The 14,960-nt window shown below is 61.2% G+C and carries 16 protein-coding genes and 1 tRNA gene; 3 read left to right on the forward strand and 14 right to left on the reverse strand.

What is annotated here, in order from left to right; genetic code table 11:
- Positions 1 to 11: 11 nt before the first annotated feature.
- From E5K03_RS02185 to E5K03_RS02200, 4 genes are all read right to left on the reverse strand, one after another.
- Positions 12 to 1,682 (reverse strand): CTP synthase, encoded by a 1,671-nt coding sequence (locus E5K03_RS02185; protein WP_138004736.1) that lies wholly within the window; start codon positions 1,680 to 1,682, stop codon positions 12 to 14.
- A gap of 173 nt (positions 1,683 to 1,855) precedes the next feature.
- Complete coding sequence (locus E5K03_RS02190; RefSeq protein WP_138004737.1) at positions 1,856 to 2,908, reverse strand: saccharopine dehydrogenase family protein; 1,053 nt, start codon at positions 2,906 to 2,908, stop codon at positions 1,856 to 1,858.
- Positions 2,909 to 2,963: 55 nt separating this feature from the next.
- Positions 2,964 to 3,827, reverse strand: coding sequence for an aldo/keto reductase (locus tag E5K03_RS02195; RefSeq protein WP_138004738.1), 864 nt, complete (start codon positions 3,825 to 3,827; stop codon positions 2,964 to 2,966).
- Positions 3,828 to 3,866: 39 nt separating this feature from the next.
- Positions 3,867 to 4,331, reverse strand: a complete 465-nt coding sequence (locus E5K03_RS02200) for a DUF6653 family protein (protein WP_138004739.1) — start codon at positions 4,329 to 4,331, stop codon at positions 3,867 to 3,869.
- A gap of 123 nt (positions 4,332 to 4,454) precedes the next feature.
- Here E5K03_RS02200 and E5K03_RS02205 point away from each other — a divergent pair, with 123 nt between their 5' ends.
- Both E5K03_RS02205 and E5K03_RS02210 read left to right on the forward strand, forming a co-directional pair.
- Positions 4,455 to 5,255, forward strand: a complete 801-nt coding sequence (locus E5K03_RS02205; RefSeq protein WP_138004740.1) for an aldo/keto reductase — start codon at positions 4,455 to 4,457, stop codon at positions 5,253 to 5,255.
- A 90-nt stretch (positions 5,256 to 5,345) separates the two neighbouring features.
- A complete protein-coding gene (locus tag E5K03_RS02210) occupies positions 5,346 to 6,290 on the forward strand; it encodes a DUF7260 family protein (RefSeq protein ID WP_138004741.1) in 945 nt (314 codons plus the stop codon).
- 75 nt (positions 6,291 to 6,365) lie between these two features.
- Here E5K03_RS02210 and sod read toward each other — a convergent pair whose 3' ends face one another.
- The 8 genes from sod to ahbB all read right to left on the reverse strand — a co-directional run bounded on the left by sod (position 6,366) and on the right by ahbB (position 12,314).
- Complete coding sequence (gene sod, locus E5K03_RS02215; RefSeq protein WP_138004742.1) at positions 6,366 to 6,965, reverse strand: superoxide dismutase; 600 nt, start codon at positions 6,963 to 6,965, stop codon at positions 6,366 to 6,368.
- A 188-nt stretch (positions 6,966 to 7,153) separates the two neighbouring features.
- Positions 7,154 to 7,771: a DJ-1/PfpI family protein gene (locus E5K03_RS02220; protein ID WP_138004743.1), complete on the reverse strand. Its 618-nt coding sequence runs from the start codon at positions 7,769 to 7,771 to the stop codon at positions 7,154 to 7,156.
- Positions 7,772 to 7,916: 145 nt separating this feature from the next.
- Complete coding sequence (locus tag E5K03_RS02225; protein ID WP_138004744.1) at positions 7,917 to 9,338, reverse strand: cryptochrome/photolyase family protein; 1,422 nt, start codon at positions 9,336 to 9,338, stop codon at positions 7,917 to 7,919.
- A 64-nt stretch (positions 9,339 to 9,402) separates the two neighbouring features.
- Positions 9,403 to 9,960 carry a DUF7344 domain-containing protein gene (locus E5K03_RS02230; RefSeq protein ID WP_138004745.1) on the reverse strand — a complete coding sequence of 186 codons (558 nt, stop codon included), beginning with the start codon at positions 9,958 to 9,960 and terminating at the stop codon, positions 9,403 to 9,405.
- A gap of 227 nt (positions 9,961 to 10,187) precedes the next feature.
- Positions 10,188 to 10,272, reverse strand: a tRNA-Leu gene (locus E5K03_RS02235).
- A gap of 74 nt (positions 10,273 to 10,346) precedes the next feature.
- Entirely contained in the window at positions 10,347 to 10,685 is a 339-nt protein-coding gene (locus tag E5K03_RS02240; RefSeq protein WP_137196517.1) for a ferredoxin, read from the reverse strand.
- Positions 10,686 to 10,767: 82 nt separating this feature from the next.
- Positions 10,768 to 11,256: a GNAT family N-acetyltransferase gene (locus E5K03_RS02245; RefSeq protein ID WP_138004746.1), complete on the reverse strand. Its 489-nt coding sequence runs from the start codon at positions 11,254 to 11,256 to the stop codon at positions 10,768 to 10,770.
- 2 nt (positions 11,257 to 11,258) lie between these two features.
- A complete protein-coding gene (gene ahbB, locus E5K03_RS02250) occupies positions 11,259 to 12,314 on the reverse strand; it encodes a siroheme decarboxylase subunit beta (protein ID WP_138004747.1) in 1,056 nt (351 codons plus the stop codon).
- Positions 12,315 to 12,459: 145 nt separating this feature from the next.
- Here ahbB and E5K03_RS02255 point away from each other — a divergent pair, with 145 nt between their 5' ends.
- Positions 12,460 to 13,527 (forward strand): anthranilate phosphoribosyltransferase, encoded by a 1,068-nt coding sequence (locus tag E5K03_RS02255; RefSeq protein WP_138004748.1) that lies wholly within the window; start codon positions 12,460 to 12,462, stop codon positions 13,525 to 13,527.
- A gap of 69 nt (positions 13,528 to 13,596) precedes the next feature.
- Here the strand turns inward: E5K03_RS02255 and E5K03_RS02260 are convergent, their stop codons facing one another.
- Positions 13,597 to 13,902, reverse strand: coding sequence for a UPF0175 family protein (locus tag E5K03_RS02260; RefSeq protein WP_138004749.1), 306 nt, complete (start codon positions 13,900 to 13,902; stop codon positions 13,597 to 13,599).
- Positions 13,903 to 13,978: 76 nt separating this feature from the next.
- A complete protein-coding gene (locus tag E5K03_RS02265; RefSeq protein ID WP_138004750.1) occupies positions 13,979 to 14,950 on the reverse strand; it encodes a succinylglutamate desuccinylase/aspartoacylase family protein in 972 nt (323 codons plus the stop codon).
- Positions 14,951 to 14,960: the final 10 nt, after the last annotated feature.

Raw genomic sequence — 14,960 nt, forward strand, 5'->3', positions numbered from 1 at the left:
GATCGTCGATGTTACAGCTGAATCCCTGTGCTCGCATCGTCCGCCGCGGTGGCTGGCTGCTCGGCCTGTTCGAGTACCGCCTCAATGAACCCGACGAACGGCGGACTCGCCCGATCGGGCCGGGAGCGGAACTCCGGGTGGAACTGGGTTCCGAAAAAGAACGGGTGACCATCTCGTTCGAGAATTTCCATCCGTCGGCCGGCGGTCCCCGAGAAGGTCAGCCCGTCGGCAGCCAGTTCGTCGATGTATTGCGGATTGACCTCGTAGCGGTGGCGGTGTCGCTCGACACAGTGATCGGCGTCGTACACCGACGCGGCGAGCGTGCCTGGCTCGATCGTCGTCTCGTGCGCGCCAAGGCGCATCGTCCCGCCCATATCGTCCAGTTCGTGTTGCTCGGGAAGCAGGTCGATCACGGGATACGGGGTGTCAGCGTCGATCTCCGCGGAGTGGGCGTCCGTCCATCCGAGGACATTTCGCGCGTGTTCGATCACCGCCATCTGGAACCCGAGGCACAGGCCGAGGAATGGGATATCGTTTTCACGGGCGTAGCGGATCGCTTCGATCTTGCCCTCCGTGCCACGAGAGCCGAACCCGCCGGGAACGACGACACCGTCGGCCTCCTGGAGTCGTTCTGTGTGGTGATCGCGCATCTCGTCGGAGTCGACCCACAGCACGTTCACCTCAGATCGACACTCGATTCCAGCGTGTTTCAGTGCCTCGTGAATCGACATATACGCATCCTCGAGGGCGTACTTGCCGACGAGCGCCACGTCGACGGATTTGGTCCGATCGCGCGTGACGAGTTCGCGCCACCGCTGTGAGCGATCGGCCGCTGGCAGCGCTTCGTCGGCGATCTCGAGTCGGTCCATCACGTACTCGTCGAGTCCCTCTTCTTCGACCATGAGCGGAACGTGATAGATGTCTGGAACGTCGGGGTTCGAAAACACCGCCTCGGTCGGCACGTCACAAAAGCGCGCGATCTTGGTCTTTGTCGCTGCGTCGAGTTTATCCGCACAGCGACCGACGAGGATGTCTGGCTGGAGGCCGATCGATCGCAGCTCTTTGACGGAGTGTTGGGTCGGTTTTGTTTTCTGCTCGCCGTTTTTCGAGTACGGAACGAGCGTCACGTGCGTAAAGAGGATGTCCTCGGGATCCTCCTCGCTTGCGAACTGTCTGAGCGCCTCCAAGAACGGCATCGACTCGATGTCTCCCACGGTGCCGCCGATCTCGACGATGCAGACATCGGTCCCCTCGGCGGCCTCGCGGATGCGCCGTTTGATGTCGTCGGTGACGTGTGGGATGATCTGGACGGTCTTGCCGAGGTAGTCGCCGGCGCGCTCGGCTTCGATCACGCTCTGGTATGTTTTCCCGGTGGTGACGTTGTGATCGGAGGTCATGTCGATCCCGAGGAAGCGCTCGTAGTTCCCCAGATCGAGATCGACCTCACCGCCGTCTTTCAAGACGTACACCTCGCCGTGCTCGTAGGGATTCATCGTCCCTGCGTCAACGTTGAGGTACGGATCGACCTTCACCGCGGTGACGTCGAATCCAGCGTTCGCGAGCAATCGGCCAGTGCTCGCGGCTGTGATTCCCTTGCCGAGTCCGGACATCACACCTCCCGTTACAAAAACGAACTTGCGACCCAGTGTCGGGTCGTACCCCGTGTCGGGTTCCGTCGGCATACTGACTGTGCGCAAGGATAGGGCAAAACCGTTTCGAACGAGACAGAATATAACGAACGAATCGTTTGGAGTTGTCTCTGTGTCGACGGCCTGGTTCTTTCTCCGAACCGATCGAATCGCGGTGTATGAGACTGCTCTCTGAGCGATCGATCGCCGCAGGCTCGATGAGCACGCTACCGATCGGTTCGCTCGACGCCGTCGAGGGCCAAAACGAGATTGGGGCCAAACGCCCCCGCTGGCGTCTGGTAGCCGGCTGGCGCGTCTGCAGAGCGTGTCCTGTCGGCAATCTCGAGCGCTGCGTCAACCGTCACGTCGTAGGGATCGGGCGTCGACAGCAGGGATTCGACGGTCTCGTGCGTCTCGGCGCTCCAGGCTTCCGCCCAGATCGTGACCTGCGAGTCGGCCCGTTCGGTCGCCGTTGGGCCCTCGACGAACCGATCGACGAGCGAATCGAGGACCGACTGTACGGCGTCAGTGCGAACGATTGGCCCCAGTCGATCGGCGACCCGCATGGCGGTCCGTGCGGCGTCCGGCAATGCCATGTAGACGCGGACGTTTGGGATGTCCGTCGTCCGGAAGGCTGTCGAGACATCACCCCACGGGAACGCGGTGACCGTCTGTGTATCCCATCCGAAATCGACAATGCGGGTGCGATCGGCCGCCGGCACCGCCCGCAGGGCACCGTCTTCACGGATCGCCCCGCCGTCGCCCAGCCCGCGAAGCGCCGTCTTAGTCGTTCCCGGCGAGATCGAGCCGCCGGCCGCAATTGCAAGCGAAAGGTGGGTCGCCTCGGGGAGCCGATCGGCGACGTGGGCAGCTAGACAGTCCGTGGGAACGACGTCGAAACCGCAACCAGGCAGAAGTGTTACGTCTGCCGCCGCCGCGCGCTCGGTCCGCCGCGCGAGTCGCTCGAACACCTCGAGCTCGCCGGTGATGTCGAGGTAGTCGGTCTCGGTCCGGATGCAGGCGTCTGCCAGCGGCTCAGCGGTGTCGACGAACGGTCCAGCACAGTTGAGAACCACATCTGCATCCTCGAGGTGGCTGTCGATCCGATCGGGATCCTCGAGGGTGAACGATCGGCTCTGCAGCCCAAGTTCCTCGCCGAGTTGGTGGACCTTCGTTGCATCCCGGCCGGCGAGGATCGGCTCGCCGCCACGGTCGATCGCTTCCCGGGCGATCAGCGCACCGGTGTAGCCGTACGCGCCATAAATGAGGAGGGAATCCATACACGAGGGTTCGGCGGCCGGCAAAATAAACGACGGTGATTCTCTGGAGAGAACGTCAGGCCTGCGGATCGATCGATTTGAGTGTCACGATGTCCTCTTCGTCAAGCGTCAGCTGCGAGGCCGAAACATTCGATTCGAGGTGATCGACACTTGAGGTTCCCGGAATCGGGAGGATCACATCCGAGTGTTCGAGCAGCCACGCGAGTGCGACCTGCCGGCGGGAGGCGTCGTGGCGATCGGCGATCGAATCGAGCGGCCCGGCGACGCCCTCGTCATCGACGGTGTACATTGGTCCCCACGGAATGAACCCGACGTCGTGTGATTCACACGCCGCCAGCACGTCTTCGTCCTCGCGATAGCCCACGTTGTAGCGATTCTGGACGGTCGCGATGTCGACGATCTCCATCGCGGTTTCGAGCTGTTCGACGGTGACGTTCGAGAGTCCAACGTGATCGATCTGGCCGGCGTCTTTCATCTCCGCGAACGCGTGGACCGACGCCTCAAAGTCGACGTCTGGATCGGGGCGGTGGAACTGGTACAAATCGATCGTCTCAACGCCGAGGCGATCGAGACTACACAGGACCTGGTTGTGGAGGAACTCGGGATCGCCGTGAGGGAGCCAGTCACCGTTTCGATGTCTGCAGAGTCCGGCTTTCGAGGCAACGACCGCCTCTCCATCGGCTAATTCCTCCCCGAGGAGGCGTTCGCTCACGCCCGGGCCGTAGGAATCGGCGGTATCAATGAAATCCACGCCGAGGTCGATCGCCCGACGGATCACCTGCCTGGCGGCAGTCTCGTCGGCGGGTCGGCCGATGATGTCTGCGCCGGTGAGCCGCATCGCGCCGAACCCCAGCCGGTGGACGGTCAGTTCGCCGCCGATATCGAACGTCTCGCTTGCGTTGATCGTGTGTTCGGCCATCACCAGCAGGTACGCGAGTACCGGGCAAAATCGGGAGGGTTACTGCGATGGCAATTGGGATGGGTCCTTCTCGTATGCCGCATCGTAGCGACGGACGATCACGGCGATCCACCACAGCTTCAGTGCTGAGGCGACAATCCACCCGACTGCGGCCCCGATCGGTCGACACACCCAAGCGGCCACGAGCGCGTACGCGAACGCGATCGCGCCGCCCGCGTTGTAGACATTTGGATAGTCAAGACCGATCGTCCCGTTTCGCTGCTCGCGGACCCACCAGCGTTCGGCGAGCACTGCGCGGGTCATCCACGCCTCGTGGGATTCTGGCGGCGAAAAGATCACAGGGCTGACAATCGTCCAGATAAGTGCTGCAGTGAGCAGACGGAAGTCTCGCCGGTAAACTGCGTAGACGATCAGCGGACCGGTCGGCACACGCGTCCACCCGCTTTTGGGATTCGCGTGTCGGGACCAGAGCGTTTCTTCGATCGATCGAGCAGTGGAGTTCATATCTAAGGTAGTTTCGCTCAGGCCATAACGATACCGCGGACCCATCCGCAGTAGTCGACCCGATCGCCCACACGGATCCCCGGAACCGGAGGTTTCACACACGATGTCATAGAACATGAGGATATGGCCTTCGATCGATTCGGACTGGGGACGTATCGCAACGACGACCACGACCAGTGTGTCAAAAGCGTCGAGACCGCGATCGAAGTCGGCTATCGTCACATCGATACCGCCCAGGGATACGACAACGAGGCGGCCGTTGGCGAGGGGATCGCCCGAACGGACGTCGATCGCGAGGAGCTCTTCGTCGCGACGAAACTCGCCACCGAAAACCTCGCGTACGACGACGTGATCGAGACGACAGCACAGAGCGCTGAGCGTCTCGGCCTCGACACGATCGACCTGCTGTACGTCCACTGGCCGATCAACACCTACGATCCCGACGAGACGATTCCTGCACTCAACGAACTCGTCGATCGTGGCCTCGTCGAACACGTCGGCCTCTCGAATTTCCGACCTGATCAGCTCGATGCTGCGATCGATCGCCTCGAAGTTCCGCTCTTTGCGCATCAGGTTGAGATGCATCCACTACTCCCACAGACTGAACTTCTGGAATACGCCCACGAGGACGACCACTGGCTCGTCGCGTACTGTCCGATCGCGCGCAACCGAGTGGCTGACGTCCCAGCGATTGTCGAAATTGCTGATGCACACGACGCCTCGCCAGCCCAGATCAGCCTCGCGTGGCTACTCGAAAAAGCGCAGGTCGCACCGATTCCCAAAGCAACTGGCGAGGCCCACATTCGCGAAAACCTCGAAAGCCGTCAGCTCGAACTGACCGACGCGGAGGTTGCGCAGATCGACGCGATCGACAGAACCGAACGGATTGTCGACTTTGAGGCCGCCCCATGGAACCATGGCTAAAACAGGCATTGGCTCCTCGATTCGAAGCCGGTCAGCATTCGGCGTCATAGTTAATAGTTATCACGACCCACATAGAAGCGTCCCTCTCGCATGAATCGAACGCTCCGATCGGCCGCTGCCGCGATAAAACGCCCCTTGCTGTTCCTCGGCTGGGCAGTCGTACTGAGCGTGCTGTTCCCAAAGGTCGCCCCTAGCTGGGTGTTTCACATGCTTCCCGGGGTAGTCAGCATTAACCACGCGATCGGCGAGTCGATACGTCGAGAAGGCGTTGCAGCCGTGCTCGCGTTTCTGGGGTATCTTCGGGAGGTTCGCACAGCGATAGAGAATGAAAGACAAACGCTGGCTGTCGAGCGGGATGCCTTCGAGGCGTTTGCAGATGGCGTCACATCAATCCCCGTGGCTGGACAGCCGATACCGGCCGGCTCAGCACTTCGGTCGGGTGAGAACGCCGGCAAAAAGCGGCTCAAACAGGTCCGCGATCGATACAGAGAGACCGTTATGTCGGTTTCTCACTACGACGAGGAGTACGGCGAAAATCTCTTCGAACACATGAGCGAAGAGCTGTCGCCCGAAGCGGCGATCGCTGTCGTTGACGGCGCAGGACTCTCTGCACACCTCAAAGAGGTTCTCATTATCCAGGCACGGCTCGCCGCACATAGTCGCCAAGAGCTTTTGGAGACGATCGACGCCGAGCGGCAGTCGGTTCGATCGGTCATCTCGTCGCTTCAGTCGTCCGATTCGGTTCTCGACGAAACCGAGGACGAATCACTCAGAGAGCGATCGTTTTCGGAACTCATGGCGGCCGAACAGGAGCTCTCACAGACGATGAACGCTGTCGACGAAACGATTCAGGATCGACAGGCCGATATCCAGCAGGTCGAACGGCGCTCGCCTGCGGTCGACCGATCGACGTTCCACCGCTATCTCTACCGGGGGCTCGAACCCACGTTTCCGGTGTTGGATACGTTGTTGGATCGCTACGAGACGATCCGCGATCGTCGACGAGCAGTCATTCGTGCGATCACGCGCCGGTAACCACACTTCCAATCACTACTCGCGCAGCCGCTCGTCGATCGGCGTCAAAAAAATAACGGACCTGGAGCCTCGTGGCTACTCGAAGAGTTCGACGGCCTGCTCGTAGCGCGCGGACGGTTCTTCCCAGTCGACGACGTTGAAGAACGCCTCGATGAAGTCGCCGCGGGCTGGGCCGTAGTCGTAGTAGTACGAGTGCTCCCAGACGTCGAGCGCGAGGATCGGGTGACCGCCCCAGATCGCACCCTGGTCGTGCTTGTCGACGACCACGTTGCGAAGCTGGTTCGAGAACGTGTCGTAGACGAGCAGCGCCCAGCCGGATGCGTTTCCGCCTGCAGCCTCAAACTCGCCCTTCCACGCCTCGTAGGAGCCGAAGTCCTCAGCGATTCGATCCGCGAGTGCGCCGCTCGGCTCGTCGCCACCCTCCGGGGACATATTCTGCCAGAACAGATCGTGCAGGATGTGTCCCGAGGAGTTGTGCGTAACGCTCCGAATTGCGCCGGCAGACGAGTCGAACTCGCCGTTTTCGCGATTCTCTGCAAGGGTCTCTTCGGCCGTATTCCACCCGTTCACATAGCCCTGATGGTGGGTGTCGTGGTGCCACGTCAGGACCTGTTCGGAGATGTGCGGCTCGAGTGCGTCGTAGTCGTACGGTAGGGGATCAAGTTCGTAGCTCATGAGTAATTCCTCCATTCTATTACATGGCTGGGAACCTGTTAAAGGTTGAGGAGCCATATGGTAGCACGTCCCACAAAATAGGCGGAGATCGGGTCAAGACAGGTCGTATCACGAGAATATCGAGACGGGGGAGGAACGCCTAGTTCGATCTCGCGTAACCAATTTTGGCAACATATGTCAAAATAGCGTTAGTTCCCGTGGTACGGCTCGGTTCGGCGCTCGTACTCCATGGTCGTCGCGACTGAGTCAGCGATCGACGCTCCGAACTCCCGTTCGACGATGTGTAACGCGAGGTCAATGCCAGATGTGACGCCGCCGGCGGTAAGTACGTCTCCATCGTCAACGACGCGCTGGTAGACGACCTCTGCGTCCGTCGCTTCGAGTTCCTCGATTGCACTGCCGTGGGTGACTGCTCGTCGTCCGTCGGTTACGCCCGCGGTTGCGAGCAACATTCCGCCGGTGCAGACCGCGGCGATCGTCACGCCGGCGTCGTGGTATGCAGCCACCGCATTGGGGATATCACCCTTTTGTGCCTCCGCCCACGCGCTCGCGTCGGGACGCTTTGCGGCCCAACCGCCGCCGGGGACGACGAGCAGGTCGGGCCGATCGGGTGCATCCGCCGCTGGAAGCACACCGTCGACGCCGACCCGAAGTCCGTGGCTCGCGGTCACCATCTCGCGATCGTCCAGCGTATACAGCGTCACCGTCGCGTCTGCGCCCGCGCCGATCGCGTTTTCGAACACCTCGAAGGGGCCGATCGCGTCGATCTCGTCGAAGCCCTCATAGAGCACGATTCCGATATCCATGCGATCGGTAACGCAGGCTGTGGGCAAAAATTAGTCGTCCCCGGGAGTACGCCGAGCCCAGCTGTCGCCGTCGAACGCAGTCGTCTCCGGTCAGACAGCGGTCAGCCATCGCCGTCGAACGCAGTCGTCTCCGGTCAGACAGCGGTCAGTCGTCGCCGCGAGCTGCCTCAAACATCGCGATCGCGGCCTCCCGCCGCTCGCTGTGGTCGACGATCGGCTCGGGATACTCTGGAGCGGCGTTGTACCGCTGGGTCGGCGATGCGTCGTGCCACGAGTGGATAATCACCGGATCCGTATCGGCGAGTTCGGGGACGTATCGTTTGATGTACGCGGCGTCGGGATCGTACCGTTCACCCTGGGTCATCGGGTTGAAAATCCGAAAGTACGGCTGGGCGTCCGTGCCAGTTGAGGCCGCCCACTGCCAGCCGCCGTTGTCGTTGGCGGTGTCATGGTCAACAAGTTTCTCGCGGAACCACGCGTACCCCGCTCGCCAGTCGACGAGGAGATCTTTCGTGAGAAACGAGGCGACGATCATCCGGACGCGATTGTGCATGTACGCCTCCTCGCGGAGCTGTCGCATTCCGGCGTCGACGATCGGATAGCCGGTCTTGCCGTCCTTCCACGCCTGCAGCGCCTCAGGGTCCTCGCGCCACTCGATCGGCTGCTCGTAGGATTTGTAATTTTGGCTGACGACCTCGGGATTGTCCCAGAGGACGTGGGTGTAAAACTCCCGCCACGCGAGTTGGGACTGAAACTCCTCGACCGACTCGGCCTCATCGCCGGTTGCTTTCGCCGCGGCGCGTTCAGTCGCGGCGTACAGCTCGCGGATGCCGATCGTCCCAAATTTGAGGTCTGCTGACAGCCGAGAGGTTGCGCCTCGATCAGGGTAGTCACGATCCTCTCCGTAGCGAAAAATTCCGTCCCCACAGAACGTTGCGGCGCGTTCGCGGGCGGCGTCGGTTCCGGCAGGCTGAATCGTTGCCTCGGGCTCGGAAAAGCCAAGCGCCGATAGTGTCGGAACCGGCTCTGTCTCGACAGCGGCCAGCGGCTCAGCTTCCGCGGAGGCGAGCGCGTCCGGCGCAGGCTCAGGGTATGGGTCGGCCTTTTCGCGATCGTGCCATTTGCGGCCGAAATACGTAAACACCGAGTAGATGTCTCCGGCGTTGGTTGTAATCGACCCCGGCTCGTGGTGGATCGCGTCGTGGGAGGTCTCGACAGACAGACTAGCCGCTTCACAGGCTGTCCTGACGCGCTCGTCGCGATCGCGGCCCAGACCGCTGTACTCTTGATTCCAGACGACACTATCGGCGTCAAGTTCCGAGGCGAGTGTCGGGAGTACGGTCGCCGGATCGCCGTGGCGGATGAGCAGATCGCTTCCGGCCCTACGGTAGCGATCCCGAAGCGACGCGAGCGCGTCGAGCATGAACGCGACGCGCGGTGAACTGCCGTGCTCGAGCACACCTGTGTCAAACACGAATACCGGTGCGACCTCGCCCGATCGGGTCGCCGCGGCCAGCCCGCGATTGTCGGCCGTCCGAAGGTCCCGCCGGTGCCAAAACAGCTGCATAGAGCCCGTTAGGACTGCGCACATAAGATGGTTCGAGTTGCCGGCCTCTCCGCTTCCCGGGTGCTCAGATTCGGCTGCGGCGGGTGCAGAGCGTATGATACCCCGCCGAGGCCAACAGCACCGCAGCCATCGCAAAGATGTACGATCGCGAGTCGATGAGCGAAAACGGGTACGTGTCGGTGAACACTGCGATCGCCAATGCCATAAATACGCCGCCGAGGCCGAGATAGAACTCGCTCCACGATATTTCGTTTTTTGAGACCGTCTCGAGGTAGATGTCGACCTCACTGATCTTATCAGTGAGCGATACCGTTCCACGGTTCTTGTCGTAGTTGATGAGTCCGGCACTGGCTAGTTTCGGGAGGTGTGACTGGTACAGAGACGTATACACGCGCTTTCGCTGCTTGTACGTGACCTCAACCGTTTCGATTCCATTCTCCCAGGCGGCTACGTGTTCGGCAATGTCACGGACTGTTCCTTGTCCCTCGAGTTGTTTGAGATAGTTGATCGTTAGCCGGCGACGCTCGTTGCCCAGCATCTGGAAAATGGTATTCCTAGAGATCTCCCCAGTCGGTTTTTCTTCGGGTGGTTGTACTGCTTTTTGGACAACGGCTTTCGTCATTTATCGATTCACCTGAATATCATCTAATAATTACTCTCTCATGTATTAGGCATTGCTACGCGATTACACGTCGGTTCTATGCGTATCGATGTTTGAATAGTACGTCTGTTGACACGAATGAAGGATTCGAGGGATGGGATTCGGACCACGATCGCTCGCTACGCTCGCTCCCTGATTCGAACCTATCCTGATCGATTCGCGGTGCTCACTGGCGTTCGCACACGCGATGCGAGGGATGGGATTCGAACCCATGGACCCCTACGGGAGCGGGTCTTAAGCCCGCCGCTTTTGGCCTAGCTCAGCCACCCTCGCGCATATGTGTCAACCCGATCGGTCCACAAACCAATTTCGCTTTCCGGCGTCGCCGTCGGAGCCGTGTCAGCTCGTCACCAATCGACACTCAACGTCCCGTCGCCGTGGGGATCAGGCGCGATCTCCTGGTCTGTCCGGCGATCGACGATGTGGATGATTCCGTCCCCCTTTTTCGCCGGACACAGCGTCGCGGCCTTGATGTTTGCGTCGAGTTCGTCTTCGCCGATGAAGAACGATCGCGGCTTTGCCAGCCCCGTTTCGATGTCCATCTCCCAGTTGTCGGCCGCCTCTGCACACCGCCCCGCGCCGAAGCACTTGTTCGCCTCGAATATGATCTTGTAGGGCTTGTCCTCGATCGGCGGCGCGTCGGCGGATCCGATGTCGCTCGGGCGTTGCTGGCGATCCTCGCTCATACCGAGGCGTACGTTGCTGTGGCTTTTTCGTCTGTCGGTTGCTTGCGATCGCGATCGCGATCGGCTGTCCGGGGAGAGAGCGCTATCGAGACGACAAACCGTCGAGACGCTTTCGCATCCGCACGTGATCGATCCCATCCTCGACGAACACGTCGCTTTCAGTTTCGTACCCGAGTTTGGCGTAAAACGCCTCGGCATGGACCTGTGAGTGCAACAGGAGGAAATCGTAGTCGCGATCGGTTGCCAGCGATTCCGCGCGATCCATCAGCGCCACCCCCCAGCCGCGCTCTCGTGCAGCTTGTCGGACTGCCACCCGCTCGATTTTGCCCCCGCGGTCCGCCTCTCTGTTGATTTCGCGCAACCGCATTGTCCCGACTGGCTGGCCCTCATCAACCGCGAGCAGGTGTGTCGTTCCCGCGCGTTCGTCATAGCGATCGTACTCGTCCGCTGCTGGGACACCTTGTTCGTCGACGAACACCTCCTGACGGATCGCAAACGCCGCCTGCTTGTCTACAACCGTCTCGACAATGAACACGCCGTGGCGATCGCCGGTCGACTCGTCCGTAGCCATACTCACTGCTCGTCGGCGGCCGCCTGAGCAACCAGCGAATCGTAGCGCGCGCCCGTCTGTTTCAGCGTGTCTGTCGAGTAGAGCCGCTCGTGATCGAACGGGAGGTACTCGGCGGCCAGTTCGTCGATCTTCTCATCGACTGCCTCGGCTTCCCGGCCGTGGATCATAGTAAAGAGATTGTACGGCCAGTCCTGTTCGGGCCGTCGAGGGCGGTGATAACACAGCGTCACGTACGGCAGGCTTCCGACGGCCTCGCCGTAGTCGTCGAGCTCGTCGTCAGGCACGTCCCAGACAACCATGCAGTTGTTCTGAAACCCGGTCACAATGTGGTTGACGATACAGCCGATTCGCTTGATACACCCGTCGTCCTGGAGGCGTTCGATCGCCGCAAGGACGGCTTCGACCGGCACGTCGATCGTGTCAGCGATATCGTCGTAGGGGGTCAGCGACAGCGGAAAGCCGTCCTGGATCGCCAAGAGGACGTCTGCTTCCGTTGGAGTCAGGTCGCCAGTCGCGTCTTCAGAGATCCGCGTCGCGTCAACCGTCGTCGACTCGATGCTCTCGCGGGCGAACCGATCGTCATTGACGACCGGAAACTCGAGATCGATGTAGTAGTCGGTCAACATTGGCAGCGCCAACACCGAACAGCCCGTCCGCGATTCGATCTCTGAAAGGATCTCATCGCGCGTCTCCCGCGAGCCAGCGGTGACGACGAACCACATGTTCCACTCGTGATCGCGCCGGTAGTTGTGGTTGACCTGCCGGTAGCCGTTTATCACCTCGGCAATCTCCTCGAAACGCTCATCGGGCGCTCGGACCGCCGCGAGCGTTGAACTGCCGATCACTGGCGGGTTCAACACCGCCCCAAAGCGCCGGAAGACGCCGGCCTCACGTAACTGTTCGACGCGCGCAAGCGCTTCATCCTCGCTGACGCCCAGCTCCGCGCCAACCCGCGCGAACGGATGGCGCTCGATCGGAAAGCCGCTCTGATAGCTGTCGATCAGCTCTGCATCGACGTCGTCGATCGACTCGCGCCAGTCCCCCGAAAGCGAACTCATTGTCACCGTTACGGTCGCCGGATATCTACCGGTTTCGCTTCCGCGGATGGTCAGACGATACTCTATGTGTCCAACCTCTTCATCGGAGTCTCACAGCGTGCGAACAAGCGGGAGGCTTTTGCAGGGCTATCCCCTATCGCGTCGTATGGCGCAGGCGACCCAAAAGTTCGGGGAGTGGCCGCTGAAACGACTGATGACTGAGGTCTGTGGCTCGGGGATCAAATCCGCCGAGGACCTCACCCGCGAGCAGGCCCAGGAGGCGATCCGGCGCATCTTCGCCGGCGAGCCTGACCACACAACGCTGGGCGCGTTCTGGTTAGCGAACCGCTGGAAGCACAACAATGCCGAAGAGCTGGCGGCCTACACTGACGTGATGTGCGAACACGTCGAGTACGCCGAACCAAACGTCGATCCGGTCGACTGCGGCGCGAACTACGACGGAAAGCTCCGATCGGCGGTTCTGGGCGTCGCCGCGGGCCTCGTCGCCGCCGGTGCCGGAACGCCAGTCGTAGCGCACTCGGGCGATCGTGTACCGACCCAGAAGGGCGCGGCGTACAAACACGTTCTCGACGAACTCGGCGTCCGCACGGAGATCGAACCCGCAGAGTCCGCAGACATGGTCGACGAGACTGGCTTTGGCTTCTACTATCAGCCGGCGTTCAACCCCATCGTCGACAGCATGAACGAGCGCCGCGATCAGATGGGCGTGCGAACCTTCTTCAACACGATCGAAACGATCGCCAATCCGGCGAACGCCTCCGTGCATCTCGGCTCGTTTTATCACCTCGCGTTCGCGAAGAAGATGATCGGCACGTTCGAACAGAGCGAGCACCACGACCTCGACCGAATCATCATGTTCCAGGGGATGGAAGGCTACGACGACATCCGTCCCGGCTACACCAAGGTCGCAGAGTGGACCGACGGTGAGTTCACCGACTACGAGATCGAGACCGCCAACTACGGCATGGACTTCGAGACCGAAGATCTCGGTGTAGACCGCGACGACGTTGAGGGTGAGTCCGCAGCGATCACCCGCGAGGTGCTCGCCGGCGAGCGAACCGATCGGTTCGCCGACGCGATCGCGCTCAACGCTGCGTTCCGGATCTACGCCGGCGGTGACGCTGACGAACTTGATGAGGGCCTCGAGATGGCTCGGGCGGCGATCGACGACGGGAGCGCGGCGGCAGTGCTGGACGATCTACAGGCGTTTTGAGTGGGTTATAATCTCTAGTGTCGTTCGCCCGTGGAACATCACAGAGACACACGGCAGAAGTCCTCAATTTTATTCATCAGTGGCTGACAGCACTTCAAAGTCCGAATCGAGATGATCGGCTGCGACCCAGGTGGTACCACGTTCTGCGGCGAGTTGGGCAAAATCCCAGACGGACATTCCCGCTCGATCGGCCGCGGCGCTGAACGTGATTCTCCCCGATTCGAGCTCTTCAAGCGCACTCTCGCGACGCCACGTTTCGAGTCCCTCAGAGAGCAGTTTCCGGATGGCTGTGCTCCGATCGAGATTCTTGTCCTCAAGATACGCGTCAAGTTCTGCTTCGAGTTCGTCGGGAACCTGTACGGAGATCGTCCCCATACAACTCACAAAGCACGCAATGTACGCAAACGCTTCGGTGCGCCAACGCGGCTCCGATACGGTTTATTGGAGCGAGTTATTGGTCGATCCGCTCGGCGACTCCGAGGAGCGTTTCACCCGCGGTGACCGTCGCTTCGGTTTCGATCGAGTAGAGAATCCCGTCTCGATCGGCTTCGACTGTTTGTAACGCCTCGTACGTCGTCGGATCGTACACCGTCCCAAACGTGTCGCCTTCTGCGACCCGATCGCCGAGCGATGCTGATTGGTCGCGGACGTACAGCCCCGAGGCTGCAGCCCGGACGCGTCCGAGGTGGTTTCGCGCGCGAATCCCGTCCCACGCAGGCACCGATCCAGGGAGCATGTCGGACGATCGCAGGACGTTCACCATCCCGTCGAGGCCGGTTTCGATCGCCGGCTCGACAAGCTGTTTGTTGTGTGCGAGTTCGGGAGTGATCGACGGAATGCCCTCACGCGTCGCGGCGACACGAAGTTTGCCGCCGAAGCCGCGTTCGCTCCACTCCGTCGACGCCTCGTCTCCGGCTGATTCTGCGAGCAACAGCTCGGTGCCGAACGCCTCCGCCAGCGCCCGTGACTCAGTGTTTCCCCGCATGTACACCGTGTGCGTCTGCATATCTGGGCCGCCGGTGTGGAGATCGACGATCGCGTCGGCCTCGCTCGCGTACTCCCAGAGCGTCGCGGCCATCCGCTCGTGGATCGTCCCCGCGGTATCGCCCGGCCAACAGCGGTTCATGTTCGAGTTGACCGAGTCGACGATCTCGGGAGTCGTGTACGAGACCGTGTCGAATGTCAAGGGGTCTGCAACAGGGACCGCAATGAGGGTGCCGCGCAGTTCGGGGGTGTCATCGTCGGTCAAGCGGTTGTGCAGCCGGCGAAGGACTTCAGTTCCGTTGATCTCGCGGCCGTGTTGGGCGGCCTGCACGTAGATCGTCGGCCCGTCATCGGCACGGTCGCCGTAGGTGTGAACCGTGGTGTTGATCGAGATCCCAGACGGAAACTGTGCGAGCGTCACCCGTTCGGCAGTGTGCATATGGCATCTT

This window comes from Halalkalirubrum salinum (assembly GCF_005543295.1).
GTDB lineage: Archaea > Halobacteriota > Halobacteria > Halobacteriales > Haloferacaceae > Halalkalirubrum > Halalkalirubrum salinum.

Coding starts and splice junctions, on each gene's coding strand:
- E5K03_RS02260 (WP_138004749.1), bottom strand. CDS start 13,902: ATGGGGACGATCTCCGTACAGGTTCCCGACGAACTCGAAGCAGAACTT.
- E5K03_RS02210 (WP_138004741.1), top strand. CDS start 5,346: ATGAATCGAACGCTCCGATCGGCCGCTGCCGCGATAAAACGCCCCTTG.
- E5K03_RS02205 (WP_138004740.1), top strand. CDS start 4,455: ATGGCCTTCGATCGATTCGGACTGGGGACGTATCGCAACGACGACCAC.
- E5K03_RS02185 (WP_138004736.1), bottom strand. CDS start 1,682: ATGCCGACGGAACCCGACACGGGGTACGACCCGACACTGGGTCGCAAG.
- E5K03_RS02220 (WP_138004743.1), bottom strand. CDS start 7,771: ATGGATATCGGAATCGTGCTCTATGAGGGCTTCGACGAGATCGACGCG.
- E5K03_RS02225 (WP_138004744.1), bottom strand. CDS start 9,338: ATGCAGCTGTTTTGGCACCGGCGGGACCTTCGGACGGCCGACAATCGC.
- ahbB (WP_138004747.1), bottom strand. CDS start 12,314: ATGAGTTCGCTTTCGGGGGACTGGCGCGAGTCGATCGACGACGTCGAT.
- E5K03_RS02200 (WP_138004739.1), bottom strand. CDS start 4,331: ATGAACTCCACTGCTCGATCGATCGAAGAAACGCTCTGGTCCCGACAC.
- E5K03_RS02190 (WP_138004737.1), bottom strand. CDS start 2,908: ATGGATTCCCTCCTCATTTATGGCGCGTACGGCTACACCGGTGCGCTG.
- E5K03_RS02195 (WP_138004738.1), bottom strand. CDS start 3,827: ATGGCCGAACACACGATCAACGCAAGCGAGACGTTCGATATCGGCGGC.
- E5K03_RS02230 (WP_138004745.1), bottom strand. CDS start 9,960: ATGACGAAAGCCGTTGTCCAAAAAGCAGTACAACCACCCGAAGAAAAA.
- E5K03_RS02265 (WP_138004750.1), bottom strand. CDS start 14,950: ATGCACACTGCCGAACGGGTGACGCTCGCACAGTTTCCGTCTGGGATC.
- E5K03_RS02245 (WP_138004746.1), bottom strand. CDS start 11,256: ATGGCTACGGACGAGTCGACCGGCGATCGCCACGGCGTGTTCATTGTC.
- sod (WP_138004742.1), bottom strand. CDS start 6,965: ATGAGCTACGAACTTGATCCCCTACCGTACGACTACGACGCACTCGAG.
- E5K03_RS02255 (WP_138004748.1), top strand. CDS start 12,460: ATGGCGCAGGCGACCCAAAAGTTCGGGGAGTGGCCGCTGAAACGACTG.
- E5K03_RS02240 (WP_137196517.1), bottom strand. CDS start 10,685: ATGAGCGAGGATCGCCAGCAACGCCCGAGCGACATCGGATCCGCCGAC.